12 protein-coding genes are annotated in these 16,943 nt (G+C 60.1%); 9 read left to right on the top strand and 3 right to left on the bottom strand.

What is annotated here, in order from left to right; translation table 11 throughout:
• Positions 1-64: 64 nt before the first annotated feature.
• The 4 genes from ydiJ to ACTG2J_RS12890 all read left to right on the top strand — a co-directional run bounded on the left by ydiJ (position 65) and on the right by ACTG2J_RS12890 (position 6,276).
• Positions 65-3,136 (top strand): D-2-hydroxyglutarate dehydrogenase YdiJ, encoded by a 3,072-nt coding sequence (ydiJ, locus tag ACTG2J_RS12905; protein WP_439997566.1) that lies wholly within the window; start codon positions 65-67, stop codon positions 3,134-3,136.
• Positions 3,136-3,624, top strand: a complete 489-nt coding sequence (locus ACTG2J_RS12900) for a hypothetical protein (RefSeq protein ID WP_120414494.1) — start codon at positions 3,136-3,138, stop codon at positions 3,622-3,624. Before ydiJ ends, ACTG2J_RS12900 begins: the two co-directional genes overlap by 1 nt.
• A gap of 108 nt (positions 3,625-3,732) precedes the next feature.
• A complete protein-coding gene (locus ACTG2J_RS12895) occupies positions 3,733-4,194 on the top strand; it encodes a hotdog fold thioesterase (protein WP_421293927.1) in 462 nt (153 codons plus the stop codon).
• Positions 4,195-4,374: 180 nt separating this feature from the next.
• Positions 4,375-6,276: a DEAD/DEAH box helicase gene (locus ACTG2J_RS12890; protein ID WP_047438936.1), complete on the top strand. Its 1,902-nt coding sequence runs from the start codon at positions 4,375-4,377 to the stop codon at positions 6,274-6,276.
• A 500-nt stretch (positions 6,277-6,776) separates the two neighbouring features.
• On the opposite strand, the gene ACTG2J_RS12885 is transcribed toward ACTG2J_RS12890, so the two are convergent.
• The 3 genes from ACTG2J_RS12885 to ACTG2J_RS12875 form a co-directional block, all read right to left on the bottom strand.
• Positions 6,777-8,099: a Na+/H+ antiporter family protein gene (locus ACTG2J_RS12885; RefSeq protein ID WP_005344933.1), complete on the bottom strand. Its 1,323-nt coding sequence runs from the start codon at positions 8,097-8,099 to the stop codon at positions 6,777-6,779.
• Between the two features lie 272 nt (positions 8,100-8,371).
• Positions 8,372-9,049: a ribonuclease T gene (gene rnt, locus ACTG2J_RS12880; RefSeq protein ID WP_005333780.1), complete on the bottom strand. Its 678-nt coding sequence runs from the start codon at positions 9,047-9,049 to the stop codon at positions 8,372-8,374.
• Positions 9,050-9,148: 99 nt separating this feature from the next.
• Positions 9,149-9,892: a phosphatase PAP2 family protein gene (locus tag ACTG2J_RS12875; protein WP_439997565.1), complete on the bottom strand. Its 744-nt coding sequence runs from the start codon at positions 9,890-9,892 to the stop codon at positions 9,149-9,151.
• Between the two features lie 248 nt (positions 9,893-10,140).
• Between ACTG2J_RS12875 and ACTG2J_RS12870 the strand changes: the two genes are divergently transcribed.
• From ACTG2J_RS12870 to accD, 5 genes are all read left to right on the top strand, one after another.
• Positions 10,141-11,262 (top strand): 4-phosphoerythronate dehydrogenase, encoded by a 1,122-nt coding sequence (locus tag ACTG2J_RS12870; protein WP_439989570.1) that lies wholly within the window; start codon positions 10,141-10,143, stop codon positions 11,260-11,262.
• Between the two features lie 193 nt (positions 11,263-11,455).
• Complete coding sequence (locus ACTG2J_RS12865) at positions 11,456-12,472, top strand: aspartate-semialdehyde dehydrogenase (RefSeq protein WP_005344937.1); 1,017 nt, start codon at positions 11,456-11,458, stop codon at positions 12,470-12,472.
• Between the two features lie 271 nt (positions 12,473-12,743).
• Entirely contained in the window at positions 12,744-14,948 is a 2,205-nt protein-coding gene (locus ACTG2J_RS12860; protein ID WP_439997564.1) for a FimV/HubP family polar landmark protein, read from the top strand.
• A gap of 200 nt (positions 14,949-15,148) precedes the next feature.
• Positions 15,149-15,958 (top strand): tRNA pseudouridine(38-40) synthase TruA, encoded by an 810-nt coding sequence (truA, locus tag ACTG2J_RS12855; protein ID WP_368175823.1) that lies wholly within the window; start codon positions 15,149-15,151, stop codon positions 15,956-15,958.
• 119 nt (positions 15,959-16,077) lie between these two features.
• Entirely contained in the window at positions 16,078-16,941 is an 864-nt protein-coding gene (gene accD / locus ACTG2J_RS12850; protein WP_005333765.1) for an acetyl-CoA carboxylase, carboxyltransferase subunit beta, read from the top strand.
• The last annotated feature ends 2 nt before the right edge of the window (positions 16,942-16,943 follow it).

Below are 16,943 nucleotides of genomic sequence, written 5' to 3'. Positions count from 1 at the left end.
AGGCGGCTGGCCAGTCGTTGTCGCCGGCGTGCCGGCATCAAGCAAAGGATGGGAACAAGGATTCATGATCCCGAGACTCGATTACCAGGACAGTTTGTCACCCGCAACCCTGCAGTTTCTTGAGTTGCTAGAGCGCAGCGCATTTCGTGGTGATATCGAAAAGTCTTATGCAAGCCGGTTGGCGATGGCGACGGATAACAGCGTCTATCAGGTAGTACCTCAGGCGGTTCTCTATCCGCGCAGTGCGGACGACATAGCAGCAATGCTCAAGCTGGCCGCAGAGCCGGCGTTCGCCTCCCTGAGTTTTTTCCCTCGCGGTGGCGGTACCGGCACCAATGGTCAGTCATTGGGCGGCGGCATTATCGTCGATCTCTCCCGTTATATGAACCAGATCATGGAAATTAATCTGGAGGAGGGGTGGGTGCGCGCCCAGGCCGGGGTGGTGAAAGACCAGCTCAACGCCTATCTCAAGCCCCACGGCTACTTCTTCTCGCCGGATCTCTCCACCTCCAACCGCGCCACCTTAGGCGGAATGATCAACACAGATGCCTCGGGGCAGGGGTCACTGGTTTACGGCAAAACCTCGGATCACGTGCTGGGGCTCAAAGCGGTGCTGGAGAATGGCGACATCATGGCCACCGAGCCGCTGACCGGTGAGCGACTGACCGACAAGCTGGCGCTGGAGAATCGGGAAGGGGAGATCTATCGCACCCTCTATCGTATCGGCAAGGAGCGCCGCGCCGACATCGAGGCGACCTTCCCCAAGCTCAACCGCTTTCTGACCGGCTACGATCTCAAGCACCTCTATCAACCCGATACCGACACGCTGGATGTGAGCCGGGTGCTGTGCGGATCTGAAGGGTCTCTCGGCTTTATCACCGAAGCCAAACTCAATATCACGCCAATCCCGCGCTACCGCACCTTGGTCAACGTCAAGTACGACAGCTTCCCCTCCGCCCTGCGCAACGCCCCCTTTATGGTTGAGGCCCAGGCGCTATCAGTGGAGACGGTGGATTCCCGGGTGCTCGGGTTGGCCCGCGCCGACATCATCTGGCATTCGGTGAAAGAGCTTATTCAGGATGTGCCCGGCAAGGATCTGCAGGGGCTCAACATCGTCGAGTTTGCCGACACCGACGAGGCAGAACACAGGGCCAAGGTGGCGGAGCTCTGCCGTCGTATCGACGCGCTGCTGGCCAAGGGCGAGGCAGGGATCATCGGCTATCAGGTGTGTGACCACTTGCCGAGCATCGAGACCATCTACACCATGCGCAAGAAGTCGGTGGGGCTGCTGGGCAACGCCGAAGGACGCAAGAAGCCGGTGGCCTTCACCGAAGATACCGCGGTGCCGCCCGAGTCATTGGCCGATTTCATCATGGAGTTTCGCGCCCTGCTGGATGCCCACGGCCTCGACTACGGCATGTTCGGCCACGTCGATGCCGGTGTGCTGCACGTGCGCCCGGCGCTAGATTTGTGCGATCCCGAGCAGGAGGTGCTGCTGCGCCGCATCTCCGATCAGGTGGTAGCGCTCACTGCCAAATATGGCGGCTTGATGTGGGGGGAACATGGCAAGGGCTTTCGCTCCGAATACAGCCCCGCCTTCTTTGGCGAGTTGTGGGAGGAGCTGCAGCGCGTCAAGGGGGCGTTCGACCCGGCCAACCGTATCAACCCGGGCAAGATCTGTATCCCCTACGGTAGCGATGCCGAGCTGGTGTCGGTGGATGGGCCCAAGCGCGGCAAGTTTGACCGCCAGATCCCGCTCGCGGTGCGAACCAGCTACACCCGTGCCATGGATTGTAACGGCAATGGTCTGTGCTTCACCTTCGAGACCGACTCCCCCATGTGCCCCTCGGTCAAGATCAGCCGTGATCGTCGCCACTCCCCCAAGGGGCGGGCGGGCCTGATGCGCGAATGGCTGCGTCAGCTGGCAGAGCAGGGCTTCGATCCGTTGGCGGAAGAGGTGGCACTGCAATCCGGTGGCGTGCGCTTCAAACAGCTGGTGGACAAGGTGCGCAACAGCTGGGCTAAACAGCGCGGCGAGTATGATTTCTCCCACGAGGTGATGGAGGCGATGGCGGGCTGTCTGGCCTGCAAGGCATGCACCAGCCAGTGCCCGATCAAGGTGGATGTGCCCGATTTTCGCGCCCGCTTTATGCAGCTTTATCACGGCCGCTACCTGCGTGCGCCGAAGGATTACTTCGTCGGCACGGTGGAGAGCTATGCGCCGTTGCTTGCCAAGGCGCCGAAGCTGGTCAACTTTTTCCTCGAAAAAGAGTGGGCCCAGAAGGCGACCGAGAAGAGTATCGGCATGGTCGATGTGCCTCTGCTCTCGGTGCCGACCCTTGCCGAGAGCCTGCACGACAACCGTGCCCACTATTTTGATCTGCCGGGACTGGAGCGGATGAGTGCCGAGCAGCGCAAGCAGGTGGTGCTCATCGTGCAGGACCCCTTCACCAGTTATTACGACGCCCCCGTGGTGCGCGACCTGGTGAAACTCGCCAGCAAGCTCGGCTTCCAGCCCTACTTGCTGCCCTTTAAACCCAACGGTAAACCCCAGCATATCAAGGGGTTCCTGCGCGCCTTTGCCCGCACTGCTGCCAACAGCGCCCAGTTCCTCAACAAGGTAGCGGCGCTTGGCATTCCCATGGTGGGGGTGGATCCGGCCATGGTGCTCTGCTATCGCGACGAGTATGCCAAGGCGCTGGGGTCGGCTCGCGGCGATTTTCAGGTGTTGTTGCCGCAGGAGTGGCTGCTCTCGCTGCCAGCAGATCAACTGCCTGCCAGCACCGACAAGACCAAGAGCGAGGAGGGGAGCGAGCCCTGGTATCTCTTTGCCCACTGCACCGAGAAGACCGCCAAGCCCTCCACTCACGGTGACTGGAGCACCCTGTTTGGCCGTTTCGGGGCCAGCTTGCAGCCGGTCTCTGTGGGGTGTTGCGGTATGGCGGGCACCTATGGTCACGATGTCAAACAGGTGGAGAACTCCAAGGGCATTTATGGGTTGAGCTGGGCTGACCCGCTAGCCCGTTTGCCCAAAGCGCGCTGTCTGGCGACCGGCTATTCGTGCCGCAGTCAGGTTAAGCGGATGGAGGGGGAAAAGCTCAAACATCCATTGCAAGCCCTGCTGGAGCTGCTCTGATGCTGACGTTTCCCAAGCGGTTTCGGGTGCCGAAGGCCTATCGGCACCCGCGTTTCTTACTGTTACCCGCCACTCCCGCTCAGGCGGTGGTGGAGTTTGTCGCCATGTTGCGCGAGCGCGAGCAGCTCCATCAGCTGTTTCGCCCGAACGATCTCTGGCCCTCCGCCAATTTCAGTCTGAGCCAGCACGAAGGGGATCTGGAGTGGCAGCAGTCGGAGTTTCTGGCCAAGCGCTCCTTTGCCTATGGCCTCTGGAGTCCGGATCGGGAGCCGCAATTTTGGGGCGGGGTTTATCTCTACCCCTCGGTGTTGCCGGAGGTAGCGGTGGAGCTCTTCTTCTGGAAGGTGGCCGAGGCGCCTATCACGGATGAGGAGCTGGAGATTCAGCTGCGCGACTGGCTCGCCAGGGTGTGGCAGTGGCCAGAACCCCGTCTGCCGGGGCGAGAAGTGCCTTGGTCCGAGTGGCCCGGCGTTACCTACCCGTGGTAAGGGGGTAGGTTTCAGGTTTCTCTTGCCCCGGCTGCTGGCCGGGGCAGGCTTGTTGTGCAATGCAGTGATGCTCCATTTTCCCCATGCAATTGAAGGAGTTCTCTTTTCATGAGTCAGGAATCATCCCCTATCTGGCGCAGGCCCATGAGCCTTGAAGGGCTCAACGCCACCTCTCGCAACACCCTGATGGCCCATCTCGATATCGTCTACACGGCTTTTGGCACCGATTGGCTTGAAGCGACCATGCCGGTGGATCACCGCACCCACCAGCCCCTGGGCATGCTGCATGGCGGCGCATCCGTGGTGCTGGCGGAAACCTTGGGATCGATTGCCGCCAATATGGCTGTCGGGCCAGATAGCTACTGTGTGGGGCTGGAGGTGAATGCCAACCATCTGCGAGCCAAACGGGAAGGGGTGGTGACCGGGCGTTGCACGCCGCTCCATCTGGGAGCAACAACCCAGGTGTGGCAGATTGAAATTCGGGACGAACGTGAGCGTTTATTGTGCACCAGCCGACTGACCATGGCGGTGCTCAAACACAAGCGGGGCAAGGACTCCAGCGAGGAGTGATCTGCAATAACGCACTATGAGTGCAAAATAAGCAAGCCATACTCGTCAGATCCCTCTATAATTGCCAACGTCTTGAGAGGCTTATCACATTTTTCAAGACAGCAGAACAAAGTGGCGCTATAATCGCCGCCTTTTTGCTATTCCGCGGTGTTAGCCGCCTGCCTTAATCTGGAAGAATCTATGTCTGATACCGAACAACTGCCCCTTTTTAGTGAGCTTGGACTGGCCGCGCCTGTATTGAAAGCGCTGCAGGACGTGGGCTATGAGCGCCCGTCACCGATCCAGGCCGCAGCAATTCCCCACCTGATGGCGGGACACGATCTGCTGGGGCAGGCGCAAACCGGTACAGGGAAGACCGCTGCTTTTGCCTTGCCTCTGTTGTCTCGTCTGGAAGCTGGTAACCGCAACACCCAGATCCTGGTGCTGGCGCCTACCCGCGAACTGGCGCTGCAAGTGGCTGAAGCGTGCCAACGCTACGCCCACCACATGCCTGATTTCCACGTACTGCCGATCTACGGTGGTGCCTCCTACGAAACCCAGACCCGCGCCCTGCGTCGCGGTGCTCAGGTTGTCGTCGGTACTCCGGGCCGCGTGATGGATCTGATCCGTCGCAAGAACCTGGATCTCTCCGGCCTGAAAGCTCTGGTACTGGACGAAGCTGATGAAATGCTGCGTATGGGCTTCATCGACGACGTTGACTGGATCATGGAGCAGTGCCCGAGCACTCGTCAGGTTGCCCTGTTCTCTGCCACCATGCCGGAGCAGATCCGTCGCGTGGCCCAGAAGCACCTGAAGCAGCCCAAAGAGATCAAGATCGCCTCCAAGACTGCTACCGCTACCACTATTCGCCAGCGTTACTGGCAGGTAACCGGTCTGCACAAGCTGGACGCCATGACCCGTCTGCTGGAAGTGGAATCCTACGAAGCCCTGCTGGTATTCGTACGTACCAAGAACGCTGCCGAAGAGCTGGCTGGCAAGCTGGCCGCCCGTGGTCACGCCTGTGAAGCGCTGCACGGCGACATCCCGCAGAAACTGCGTGAGCGTACCGTTGACAAACTGCGTCAAGGCCAGCTGGATATCCTGATCGCCACCGACGTTGTCGCCCGTGGTCTGGACGTTGAGCGCATCACTCACGTAGTGAACTACGACATTCCGTACGACACCGAATCTTACGTTCACCGTATCGGTCGTACCGGTCGTGCTGGTCGTAAAGGCGAAGCCATCCTGTTCGTCGCTCCCCGCGAGCGTCGTATGCTGCGCGCTATCGAGCACGCAACTCGCCAGGCCATCGAGCCGATGAAGATGCCGAGTACCGAGGACATCAACCAGCATCGTCTGGCCAAGTTCAAAGAGCGCATCCGCGAAACCATGATGGGTGAAGAGCTCGAGATCTACCACAACCTGGTCAACGAGCTGATCGAAGAGGATTCTGCCGATCCGCTGGAGCTGGCTGCTGCACTGGCCAAGCTGGTACAGGGTGACCAACCGCTGCTGCTGGATGACTCCATTCCGGATCCGCTGTTCAACAACAGCAACGATCGTGGTGGCTTCGAGCGCCGTGACTTCAACGACCGTGGCGGTCGTGATTTCGGTGACCGTGGTGATCGTCCTGCCCGTCGCATGCCGTCCCTGGAGCCGCGTCCGCTGAAAGACAACCCGGACGTGGAGATGGAGCGCTATCGCGTAGACGTGGGTGCCCATCACGGCGTCAAGCCGGGCCAGATCGTAGGCGCCATCGCCAACGAAGCGAACATCGAGAGCCGCTTCATCGGCAACATCGACATCGCTGATGACTTCTCCACCGTCGATCTGCCGAAAGGCATGACCGCAGATGTACTGGAAGTGATCAAGAAAGCCCGTGTTTGCCAGCGTCCGCTGCAAATCACCCGCTACACCGAAGTGCCGGCCGGTGGCAACACCAGCAGCCGCCCGCCCCGTGGCGATCGTCCGTTCCGTGGCGACCGTCCTTTCAACAAGGATCGCCGTCCCCAGGGTGACCGTCCGTTCAACAAGAGCGGGGAGCGCCGTGAAGGTGGCTTCAACAAAGATCGCAAATTCGGTGGCAAGCGTCGCGAAAGCTGATTGCTGATCCCGTTATGAAGAAGGCCGCTCCTTGAGCGGCCTTTTTTTCTGCCTGCGGTTTACCCTGTGTGCTTACTGGAAACACCACGTGGTTGGGTATCGGCATAAGCCGTTACATGGGTGAGCGAATGAAGGCCACTATTTGATAACTGGATGTCGGGGAAAGAGAGAATACCGTTTCTACTCGACAGGCGGTTGTGACGTGGTTGGGTATCATCCGCCATTCTGCCATAGGTCTGGGCTGGCAGCCGTTTCTTTGTATTGGCAAGCGTTGGGACGTGTGCACTTGGGCGGATAGTTGGATGGGGAGTGACAGCATTGCGCCCGCTGACTCCGGCGGTCGCAAGGGGTGGCGACTAGTTGGCCGCTCAGAGGCTTTGTCTGGCTGGCAGCCATTATTCATATCGAGCGGGGTAGGTTGGCATCAATGAAGAAGGCGACCATCAGGTCGCCTTCTTGTTGTGCATTGTGACGTGCAGAGTTCGCAGCCTGAAGGGCTATCAGAGCACCATGGCGGCAATCCAGCCGAAGATCACCAGCGGGATGTTGTAGTGAATGAAGGTGGGCACCACGCTGTCCCAGATATGGTCGTGCTGGCCGTCGGCATTAAGGCCTGAGGTAGGGCCCAGCGTCGAGTCGGAGGCCGGTGAACCCGCATCCCCCAGCGCGCCTGCAGTACCGACCAGGGCGATGATCGCCATCGGTGAGAAGCCGAGCTGCAGACAGAGCGGCACATAGATGGTGGCGATGATGGGCACGGTGGAGAAAGAGGAGCCGATCCCCATGGTGATGAGCAGACCCACCAGCAGCATCAGGAAGGCGGCGATCCCCTTGTGCTGACCGATGCCTGAGGCAACCACCTGAACCAGAGAGTCGACACCGTGAGTTGCTTTCATCACCGCGGCAAAACCGGCGGCGGAGATCATGATGAAGCCGATCAGCGACATCATCCGCACCCCCTGAGTGAAGGCATCCTGGCTTTCGCGAAACTTGATGACGCCGCCGCAGGTGAAGATGACAAAACCGGCCAGCGCACCCAGTACGATGCTGTTGGTCATCAGTTGCAGCCCCAGCGCTACGCCAATGGCCAGCAGAGCCACCCAGATGTGGGTGAGGTTGAGCTCGACCGCTTCGGGCTCGGCATCCAGGATCTTGGCCAGATCGTACTGGCGCGGTTTACGATAGCTAATGAATACCGCAATCAGCAGGCCCAGTACCATACCGGCAACCGGAATGGCCATCGCCAGCGGGATCTGGCTGGTGGTGATGGGCACGCCGTTATCAATCAGGTTCTTGGCCAGAATATTGTTCAGGAAGATGCCACCAAAGCCGACCGGCAGCACCATATAGGTAGCTGTCAGACCAAAGGTGATGACACAGGCCACCTGACGACGGTCTATCTGCATCTGCGCCATCACATGCAGCAGCGGCGGGATCAGGATGGGAATAAAAGCGATATGAACCGGGATCAGGTTCTGGGAGGAGATCGCCACAGCCAGCACGGAAGAGAGCAGCAGGGTTTTGACCCACATGATACGGGTCGAGCTGGCATCCTTGCCCAACTGGCTGATCACCTTGCGGGCCAGCAGGTCGGTGATCCCGGAGCGGGAGATGGCAACCGCAAAGGCGCCCAGCATGGCGTAGGATAGAGCAATCTCGGCGCCACCACCCAGACCACCGCTGAAGGTGGTGAGGGTATCAGTCAACGACAGCCCACCGACCAGGCCGCCAGCAATGGCCCCCAGCGCCAGCGAGACCACCACATTGATCCGCAGCAGACTGAGCACCAGCATCAGCCCGACTGCGATAACAACTGGATTCATTTGATTTCCTTATAGTTTGTTATTGCTGTCTGTCATGTGAAGGGGAGTTAGTTTGCGAAAAATGTGACAAATGTCGAGAAAAAAATCAGTCAAACCCCTCATATCGCAGCAGCATGTGGCACAAGGTTGCTCAACATGAGGGTTTGTGACCTGTTTGTCTCCGTTCATCCCGTGCGCAGCGGTGGATAGTGATCTTGATAGCGATTTCCGGTGCGCTGTGCAATCAATCACTTCCCAAAAAGCGAAGGCTGCCAGTGGCAGCCTTCATCCGTTTATTCTTGCCCCTCATCGTCGGCAGGAGCATCGGTTGTGTCATCATCCGGATGCGCTGGCGGCCAACCCCCCATGCTCTTCCAGCGGTTAACGATATGACAGAACAGCTCTGTGGTGCGTTCGGTGTCATAGAGGGCCGAGTGCGCCTCTTTATTGTCAAACGGGATGCGGGCGCTCTGGCACGCTTTGGCCAGAACGGTCTGCCCCAGCGCCAATCCGGAGAGAGCAGCGGTGTCGAAGGTCGCAAACGGGTGGAACGGATTGCGCTTGAGGCCTGCGCGCTCGGCGGCAGCCATCACGAAGCCATGATCAAAGGTGGCGTTGTGGGCCACTATGATGGCGCGGCCGCAATCCTGCTCCTTCATCCCCTTGCGGATCCCCTTGAAGATCTCGGTCAGCGCCTCTTTTTCCGAGACAGCGCCACGCAACGGGTTGTAGGGGTCGATGCCGGTGAACTCCAGCGCGGCCTTTTCCAGGTTGGCCCCTTCGAAGGGCTCGACATGAAAGTGGAATACCTGATCGGGAACGAGCCAGCCCTGCTCATCCATTTTCAGGGTGTAAGCCGCGATTTCGAGCAGGGCATCGGTCTTGGCGTTGAACCCGGCTGTTTCAACATCGATGACGACGGGGTAAAAACCACGGAAACGGCCCTTGAGGGTATGAACTGCGTCGGTCATGGGATCTCGGTCGGGATAAAATGAGGCGGCATTATGGCAAAAAAGCACAGGCTTGTCCCCCCATCCCACGCAGGATGCCGCGGCAAGATGGCGCAGGATTCAATATCTGTGCAGCCACCAGCGGACGGCAATCAGCGCCGTGAGCGTGCCCAACAGGGCGCTGGCCAGCACATCCACCGGCCAATGCATTCCCATTACCATGCGTGACAGACCAATCCCCAGCGCCCACAGTGGCAGCAGCCAGACGCCCGTGGGGGCGCGGGCCAGCCAGATCAGGCCAAAGAACTGGGCCAGGCTGATAGCGGCGATGCTGTGGCCAGAGGGGAAGGCGTAGTTCACCTCGGCCTGCCAGTGGTGGCCGAGCCACTCAGGCAGGGCCAACAACTGGCTGGCGGCGTGAACCTGTTCACTCCGCACATCGACGCTACTGGCGTAGAAGTGCTTGATGGCCGGGATCAGCGCCTGACTCTCAAGCCAGAGCAGATAGGGTCTGGGCTCTTCGGTCAGGTGTTTGATCAGGCTCTTGAGCCCCCAGTCGCTGGCGAGCAGGGCCGCCAGCGCACACCCCAGCGCAATGAAGGGGGTCAGCTCCAGTTTGAGTTTGTAGCGAGTCAGCATCAGCAAGAGGGCGCCACTGACCCCGATCCCGGGAATATCGACCATGCGGGTGAGGGCGTATGACCACCATAACCAGCCTGATTGCAGGGAGCCGGTCAGAAAAGGCTGCCAGGGCAGGGTGGCGAGCAGTAACAGGGGCAGGATCAACAGGGCAGTGAAGACAAGCACCTGGCTGCGGGTGAGTGAGGTGGTTGACGTTGGGAGCGACGAAGCGTGTGGCTGCATGGTAGGTATGGGCGATCGCGAAAAAAGAGGGGCATTGTGCCACCGTGATATGCCCGGACAAAGCCGAGCAGCACGTTTGTTACCTCTGCTTACACATTTGTGGCGACATCCTCTGTTTGAGCGGGCGGGTGGGGTGGCTGCCGCACAATGTGGTCCCCTTTCGCGCCGGATTGCATCACAGGCTGAAATCTCGGGCGGCTTTGCGCTAGAATGGCGCCCCCGTGGCGGTTGTGACCAAAGAGAGCCCGATGAAGATAGTCGTTGATGAGAATATGCCCCATGCCGTGGAGCTGTTTGCCGAATTTGGCGAGGTGATCCCCTTGCCCGGACGGCAGATGCAGGCCCGCGATCTGCTGGATGCCGATGTGCTGCTGGTGCGTTCGGTCACCCGCGTCAACGGCGATTTGCTGGCGACCAGCCCCAAACTCGGGTTTGTCGGCACCGCCACCATAGGCACAGACCATGTGGACAAGGCCCTGCTGGCAAGCCGCAATATTCCCTTCTTCAGCGCCCCTGGTTGCAACAAGTATTCGGTGGGGGATTATGTGCTCTCAGCCCTGCTGGTGCTGGCGGAGCGCTATGAACTCGAGCTCTCGGCTATGACTTTGGCGGTGATTGGCGCGGGCAATACTGGCGAGTGCGTGGCTGGCAAGGCCCAAGCGCTCGGCATGCGGGTACTGCGCTGCGATCCACCCAAGGCGCGGGATAATCCTGATGCGGGCTTTGTCGATTATCAGACCGCCTTTGGTGCCGATATCGTCAGTTTCCATGTGCCCATTACCCGCGAAGGGCTGGATGCCACCTACCATCTGCTCGATGCCGAGCAGATTGCCGCCCGTCCTGCCGGGCAGATCCTGATCAACGCATCCCGTGGTGAGGTGTGGGATAACCGGGCGCTGCTGGCGCGCCAGCTGGGCGATGCGCCATTGCGACTGGTGATGGATGTGTGGGAGAACGAGCCCGAGCCACTGGCTGCGCTGGTGCCCCATACCGAGATTGCCACCCCCCATATCGCCGGTTACAGCCTGGAGGGGAAGGCCCGTGGTACCTGGATGCTCTATCAGGCGCTCTGCCAGCAGCTGGGACGCCAGCATCGTCAGGATTTGAGTCAGCTGTTGCCTGCCCCCGATGTGCAGGCGGTGGTGCCGGGCCGCACACCGGATCAGGCGCTGATCAAGCAGCTGGTGCATCTGGTCTATGACGTGCGCCGCGATGATGCCCGTTTCCGGGCCCGACTCGGTCTGCCCGGCAGCTTTGACGAGCAGCGCAAACACTATCCCGAGCGCCGTGAACTATCCTCCCTGCAGGTTGAGGGGGCGTTTGCCGACCAGGCGCTGGGCGAGCTGGGATTTACGCTGTCACGCCCCTGAATCGGGGACTAGGAGTTGGAAGATAACCGGAAGGGGTGAGCCGTACTGGCTACCTCGACCCCATTTTTTACTGAGCTGGCGCAGATGCTACTGCGCCGGCTCAGCCATATCAGGCAGCGTCATCTCGCCGTGCGGGAGACTGCCGACCATGGCGCCAGTCGGCGCCATTGCAGCATTATCAGAGGAGAACAGAATGAGCCAGCAGTTTAACGTAGCGGTATTGGGTGCCAGCGGCGCCGTGGGTCAGGCGATGATCGAGATCCTGGAAGAGCGCGAATTTCCGGTAGCGACCCTTTATCCGCTGGCTTCCAGCCGCAGCGCCGGTGATACCGTGCGCTTTGGCGGCAAGAACCTCGAGATCCTCGATGTGGAGGAGTTTGACTGGAGCCAGGTACAGATCGCACTCTTCTCCGCCGGTGCCGAGGTCTCGGCCAAGTGGGCGCCGATTGCTGCCGAACACGGCTGCATCGTCATCGACAACACCTCCTGCTTCCGTTACGACGAAGATATCCCGCTGGTGATCCCGGAAGTGAACCCGGATGCGCTGGCCGATTTTCGCAATCGCAACATCATCGCCAATCCCAACTGCTCCACCATCCAGATGCTGGTGGCCCTGAAGCCGTTGCACGACGAAGTGGGCATTGCCCGCATCAACGTGGCCACCTATCAATCCGTGTCAGGCTCCGGCAAAGAGGGGGTCAGCGAGTTGGCGGGTCAGACCGCTCATCTGCTCAACGGTCGTCCGGTGGAACCGACCCTCTATCCGCAGCAGATCGCCTTTAACTTGATCCCGCAGATCGACAGCTTCACTGACAACGGCTACACCCGTGAAGAGATGAAGATGGTATGGGAAACCCAGAAGATCCTCGGCGATGCCAGCATTGCCGTGAACCCCACCTGCGTGCGGGTGCCGGTCTTCTACGGCCACGCCGAGGCGGTACACGTCGAGCTGCACCAGCCGCTCGATGCCGAACAGGTCAAGGATCTGCTGCGCAATGCACCGGGTGTGACCCTGTTTGATGACGAAGGGGACTATCCGACCCCGGTGCGTGACGCAACCGGCAAGGATGAGGTGCTGGTGGGTCGGGTGCGCCAGGATATTTCTCATCCAAGTGGTATCAATATGTGGATCGTGGCCGATAACGTTCGTAAGGGCGCGGCAACCAACAGTGTACAGATTGCCGAGCTGCTGGTTCGCGACTATCTGTAAGGCTGGTTAGATGCCACAGATGCGCAGCAGGGAGTGCTGCGCATCCGGCCTGTGATCAAACCGGGGTGTGACCCATGCCGCACTCCGTCACTTCAAGATTCTGTTGCGATATCAACTGATTAAGTTTTTTCCTACACTCAGGGTCAAGTTGGGTGCTAAATGTGTCGGACTGCTGGCTTGCCAGGCGAGCCTGATTTATATTGAACCGACTGTTTTGGGGTAACTATCCAGATTTTTCAATGTGATAGGGCCGTCATACGAAGGAACGAATATGGGACATTCCCGCATAACATTGGCAACGCTACTCGCATTGGGTCTGCTGGGCACCGTCCAGGCTGAAGACTCGGCGCGGGAGCCTTTTTTTGTCGAGCTAAAAGGCCCTGACGAACCCGCACCTCCCGCCGTCAATTCCCAGCCGCTGGCGCAGCCGGTCGCCAGACCCGCCGCACAACCGGTGCGTACAACCGCCCAGCCGGTGGTGCGTCAGGTCACTGCCAATGCCGGTAGCTATGGCCCTGTTCGTCCGACCGATACCCTATGGAGCCTGGCGAGCAAATATCGCCCCTCCAATCGGGTCAGCGTCTACCAGACCATGGTGGCGATTTACGAGAAAAACCCCCGCAGTTTTGCCGATGGCAATATCAACCACATTCTGGTGGGGTCCCGCATTCTGCTGCCGACCGCTGCCGAGGCGAGCGTCATCACTGATGCACAGGCCCGCGCCAAGTTCCGTAGCGACAACGCCAGCTGGAAGGGGTTAAGCCCCAAATATCTGGCTGACAAGCAGGCCCATACCGCCAAGCCGGCTGCCGCCAAACCCGCGAAGGTTGAAGCCGCCAAGACCGAGCTGGTGAAGGCTGCGCCTGCGCCGCTGCCAGTGGCGAAAGCCGCCCCCATTCCCGCCCCGGTGGTGGCACCGCAACCGGCGGCTGAAACCAAAGAAGTGGCCAAGGTGAGCGAGCCAGCGCCGAAAGAGGCGGTAGCACCTGCTCCTAGCGCAGCAGAAGGCACCACACCGGCGCCTCTGCCTTCCGATCTGGATAAACCAGTGGGCAAACCGGCCACTGAGATGGCGCTGGCACTGGAAGATGCCAATGCCCAGCTCGGCCAGGTGACCGAGATGAACCACAGGCTCAAGCTGCGTCTGCAATCCCTGACCGAAGAGGTGGAGACCCTCAAGGCCCAGCTGCAGGATCAGACCGCGCTGCAAAAAGAGATTGCCGAGCTCAAGGCCCAACCGGTCCCGCCGGCGGCAGCCGAGCCTGAGCCTGAGAAAAACTGGTTGATGGATCTGCTCTCCTCACCGCTCAACCTCGCCATGATCATTCTGCTGCCGGTGCTGCTGGTATTGGCGCTGGTGACCCTGTGGCTGCGTGCCCGTGCCCGCCGCGAACTGGAAGAGCAGGAGAAGAGCCTCTCCGAATCCACCGCCATGATGATGGATCAGGAGCAGAGCGAGTTTGATGACCTGCTGAGCGTCGATGTGACCGACAACGAGCCGGTGCGCCCTGTGCCGGATCTCAACACCCCGGATGGCTTTATGCCGATGGAGCCTGACGAGCCGGCCGCCAAGCCGGATGTCGATCTGGTGTTCAGCGACGAGGGCGAGATGGAGCTGCAGGGCTTCGAGCCCGAGCGGATGGCGGCCCAGCCAGCCAGTCGTGACCCGGATCTGGTGCCGGATCTCGATCTCTCGCTGGATCAGCCCATCGCGCTGGCCAACGAGCCCGCCATGGATCTGGCCAGCGAGTTCAACCCCAAGCCCAAGGCCGCTGACGAGATCATGAGCGAAGAGGAGCTGCAGGCAGCCCTGTTTGCCGAGCTGGATGCGGATCTCTCAGCCGACCTCGAGCCCGATTTGAGCTCCATCGACGAAGTCGGCGCTGCTGACGACGATCTGGCGAGCTTCGATCTCGGTGATTTCGACAGTGCCCTCGACGAGCCCGCCACAGGGAAAGATGACAACGCCATTGATCTCAGTGCCGCAGAGGACACCGACGAGAGTGCCGATGCCATGCTGGCCGAGCTCGGTCTTGAGCCTGTCAAGGCGAAGGAAGCGGAACTGGATCTGGAGTGGGATCCCAACGAGCTGGCGCTCTCCGATTTCGAAGATGCGTTTGCCGAGGTGGAATCACATCCGGCAGATCTCCAGCCCCGTGAGCAGGCACAGGAGAGTGGCTACGTCGAGATCGACAAGCTGCTGGCTGAAGCGGATGCCACTGCGCCGGAGCAGGAGCCGTATCAGGGCTTCTCGCTGGATGTGGGGCTGGATGGCTTCCCCGAGGTGCTGCCGGAATCCACCGGATTTGACGTGGATGCCGACGACGGCGGTGTGGGTGCCAAGTTGGATCTGGCCCGTGCATACCTCGAGATTGACGACAAGGATAGTGCCCGCGAGCTGCTGCAAGAGGCGGCGGAGCAGGGTAGTGATCACCAGCGCGCCGAAGCCGAGAAGTTGCTCAAGCGGTTGGGCTAAAGGATTTCCCATTACGGGATCAGCAAAACGGGGGCAGCCAGCAGGCTGCCCCTCATATTTTGGCGATTTGCGATGGGGGATCATGGCCGTGCAGGCTCGCTATCCAGGCCAATTGCGCGTGTGGTGGGACTTTTCAGGCTGAGCGCGTATAATCCGCCCCGTTTCTTTCACTGCGTTTTCACAACAAGACAAGTTTATCCATGCGAATTGCCCTAGGTATTGAATATGACGGCAGCCGGTATTTCGGCTGGCAGCGTCAGCGTGAAGTGATCAGCGTGCAGGCTGAACTGGAGACGGCGCTGAGCCGGATTGCCAACCACCCTGTCTCCATCCAGTGTGCCGGACGCACCGATGCCGGTGTCCATGCGACCGGTCAGGTGATCCACTTCGATACCGAGGCGAACCGTGCCGAAGGGGCCTGGACCCTGGGGCTCAATTCCAACCTGCCGCCGGATATCGCCGTGCGCTGGGTCAAGCAGGTGGACGAGAGCTTCCATGCCCGCTTCAGCGCCACCGCCCGTCGCTACCGCTATGTCATCTACAACCACAACTACCGGCCGGCGATCCTCGGCAGTGGCGTCAGCCACTACCACGAGACCATCGATGCCGAGTTGATGCACCAGGCGGGCCAGAGCCTGCTGGGGGAGCACGACTTTAGCACCTTCCGTGCCGTCGCCTGCCAATCCAACACCCCGTGGCGCAATGTGACCCATCTGTGTGTCTGCCGTCAGGGGCCCTATATCGTGCTGGATATTCGCGCCAACGCCTTCCTGCACCATATGGTGCGCAATATTACCGGCTCCCTGCTGCTGGTGGGGCAGGGGCTCAAACCGGTGGAGTGGATTGCCGAGGTGCTGGCTGCCAAGGATCGCAATCTGGCCGGGCCGACTGCCAAGGCCGGTGGTCTCTATCTGGTCGACGTGGATTACCCGGCCGAGTTTGCTCTGCCGCAGTTGCCGCTCGGCCCGCTGTGGCTGCCGGACTCGGCACCGGGTACGACCAGTTTTTAGTAACTGCGCCCGAAAAATTGTGGTTTAATGACCCGTCATTTGTTGCCATCGAGCTATTAAGTCATTGAACAATCTAGGCTCGATGCGTTTTGTCAGGCACAAAAGCATTAAGGAATTCCATGAGCTGGCTTGAGAAGATTCTTCCCAAGAGCAAGATCACTGCGCCCCGTCGTCACAACATTCCGGAAGGGGTGTGGACCAAGTGCAGTGCTTGTGAACAGGTGCTCTACCGGGCAGAGTTGGAGCGCAACCTCGAAGTGTGCCCCAAGTGTGATCATCATATGCGCATCAGCGCCCGCGCCCGTCTCGAGAGCTTCCTCGATGAGCAGGGTCGTACCGAGATCGGTGCCGAGCTGGAGCCGCAGGATGTACTGAAATTCAAGGATTCCAAGCGCTACAAGGATCGTTTGTCTGCCGCTCAGAAAGAGACGGCGGAGAAAGATGCGCTGGTGGTGATGAAAGGGACCCTCAAAGGGGTACCGGTTGTCGCCTGTTCGTTCGAATTCTCCTTCATGGGTGGCTCCATGGCCTCCGTGGTCGGTGCCCGCTTTGTACGCGCCGTCGAGGAGTGCATCAAGGAAGGCCGTGGCCTGGTCTGCTTCTCCGCCTCTGGTGGTGCTCGGATGCAGGAAGCGCTGTTCTCCCTGATGCAGATGGCCAAGACCAGTGCAGCGCTGGACAGACTCACCAAGGCGGGCCTGCCCTATATCTCCGTGCTGACCGACCCCACCATGGGTGGCGTCTCTGCCAGTCTGGCGATGCTGGGTGACATCAACGTGGGCGAGCCCAAGGCGCTGATCGGCTTTGCCGGCCCGCGCGTTATCGAGCAGACCGTGCGCGAGAAACTGCCGGAAGGCTTCCAGCGCTCCGAGTTCCTGCTGGAAAAGGGTGCCATCGATATCATCATCGATCGCCGTGAAATGCGTAACCGTCTGGCCAGCCTGCTCGCCAAAATGCTGAATACTCACGTCATCGAAGAGTGAAG

The organism is Aeromonas sp. 6P, assembly GCF_051919525.1.
GTDB lineage: Bacteria > Pseudomonadota > Gammaproteobacteria > Enterobacterales > Aeromonadaceae > Aeromonas > Aeromonas veronii.
Note: the sequence above shows the minus strand (reverse complement) of the source record. Positions and strands in the feature narration are given on the sequence as shown.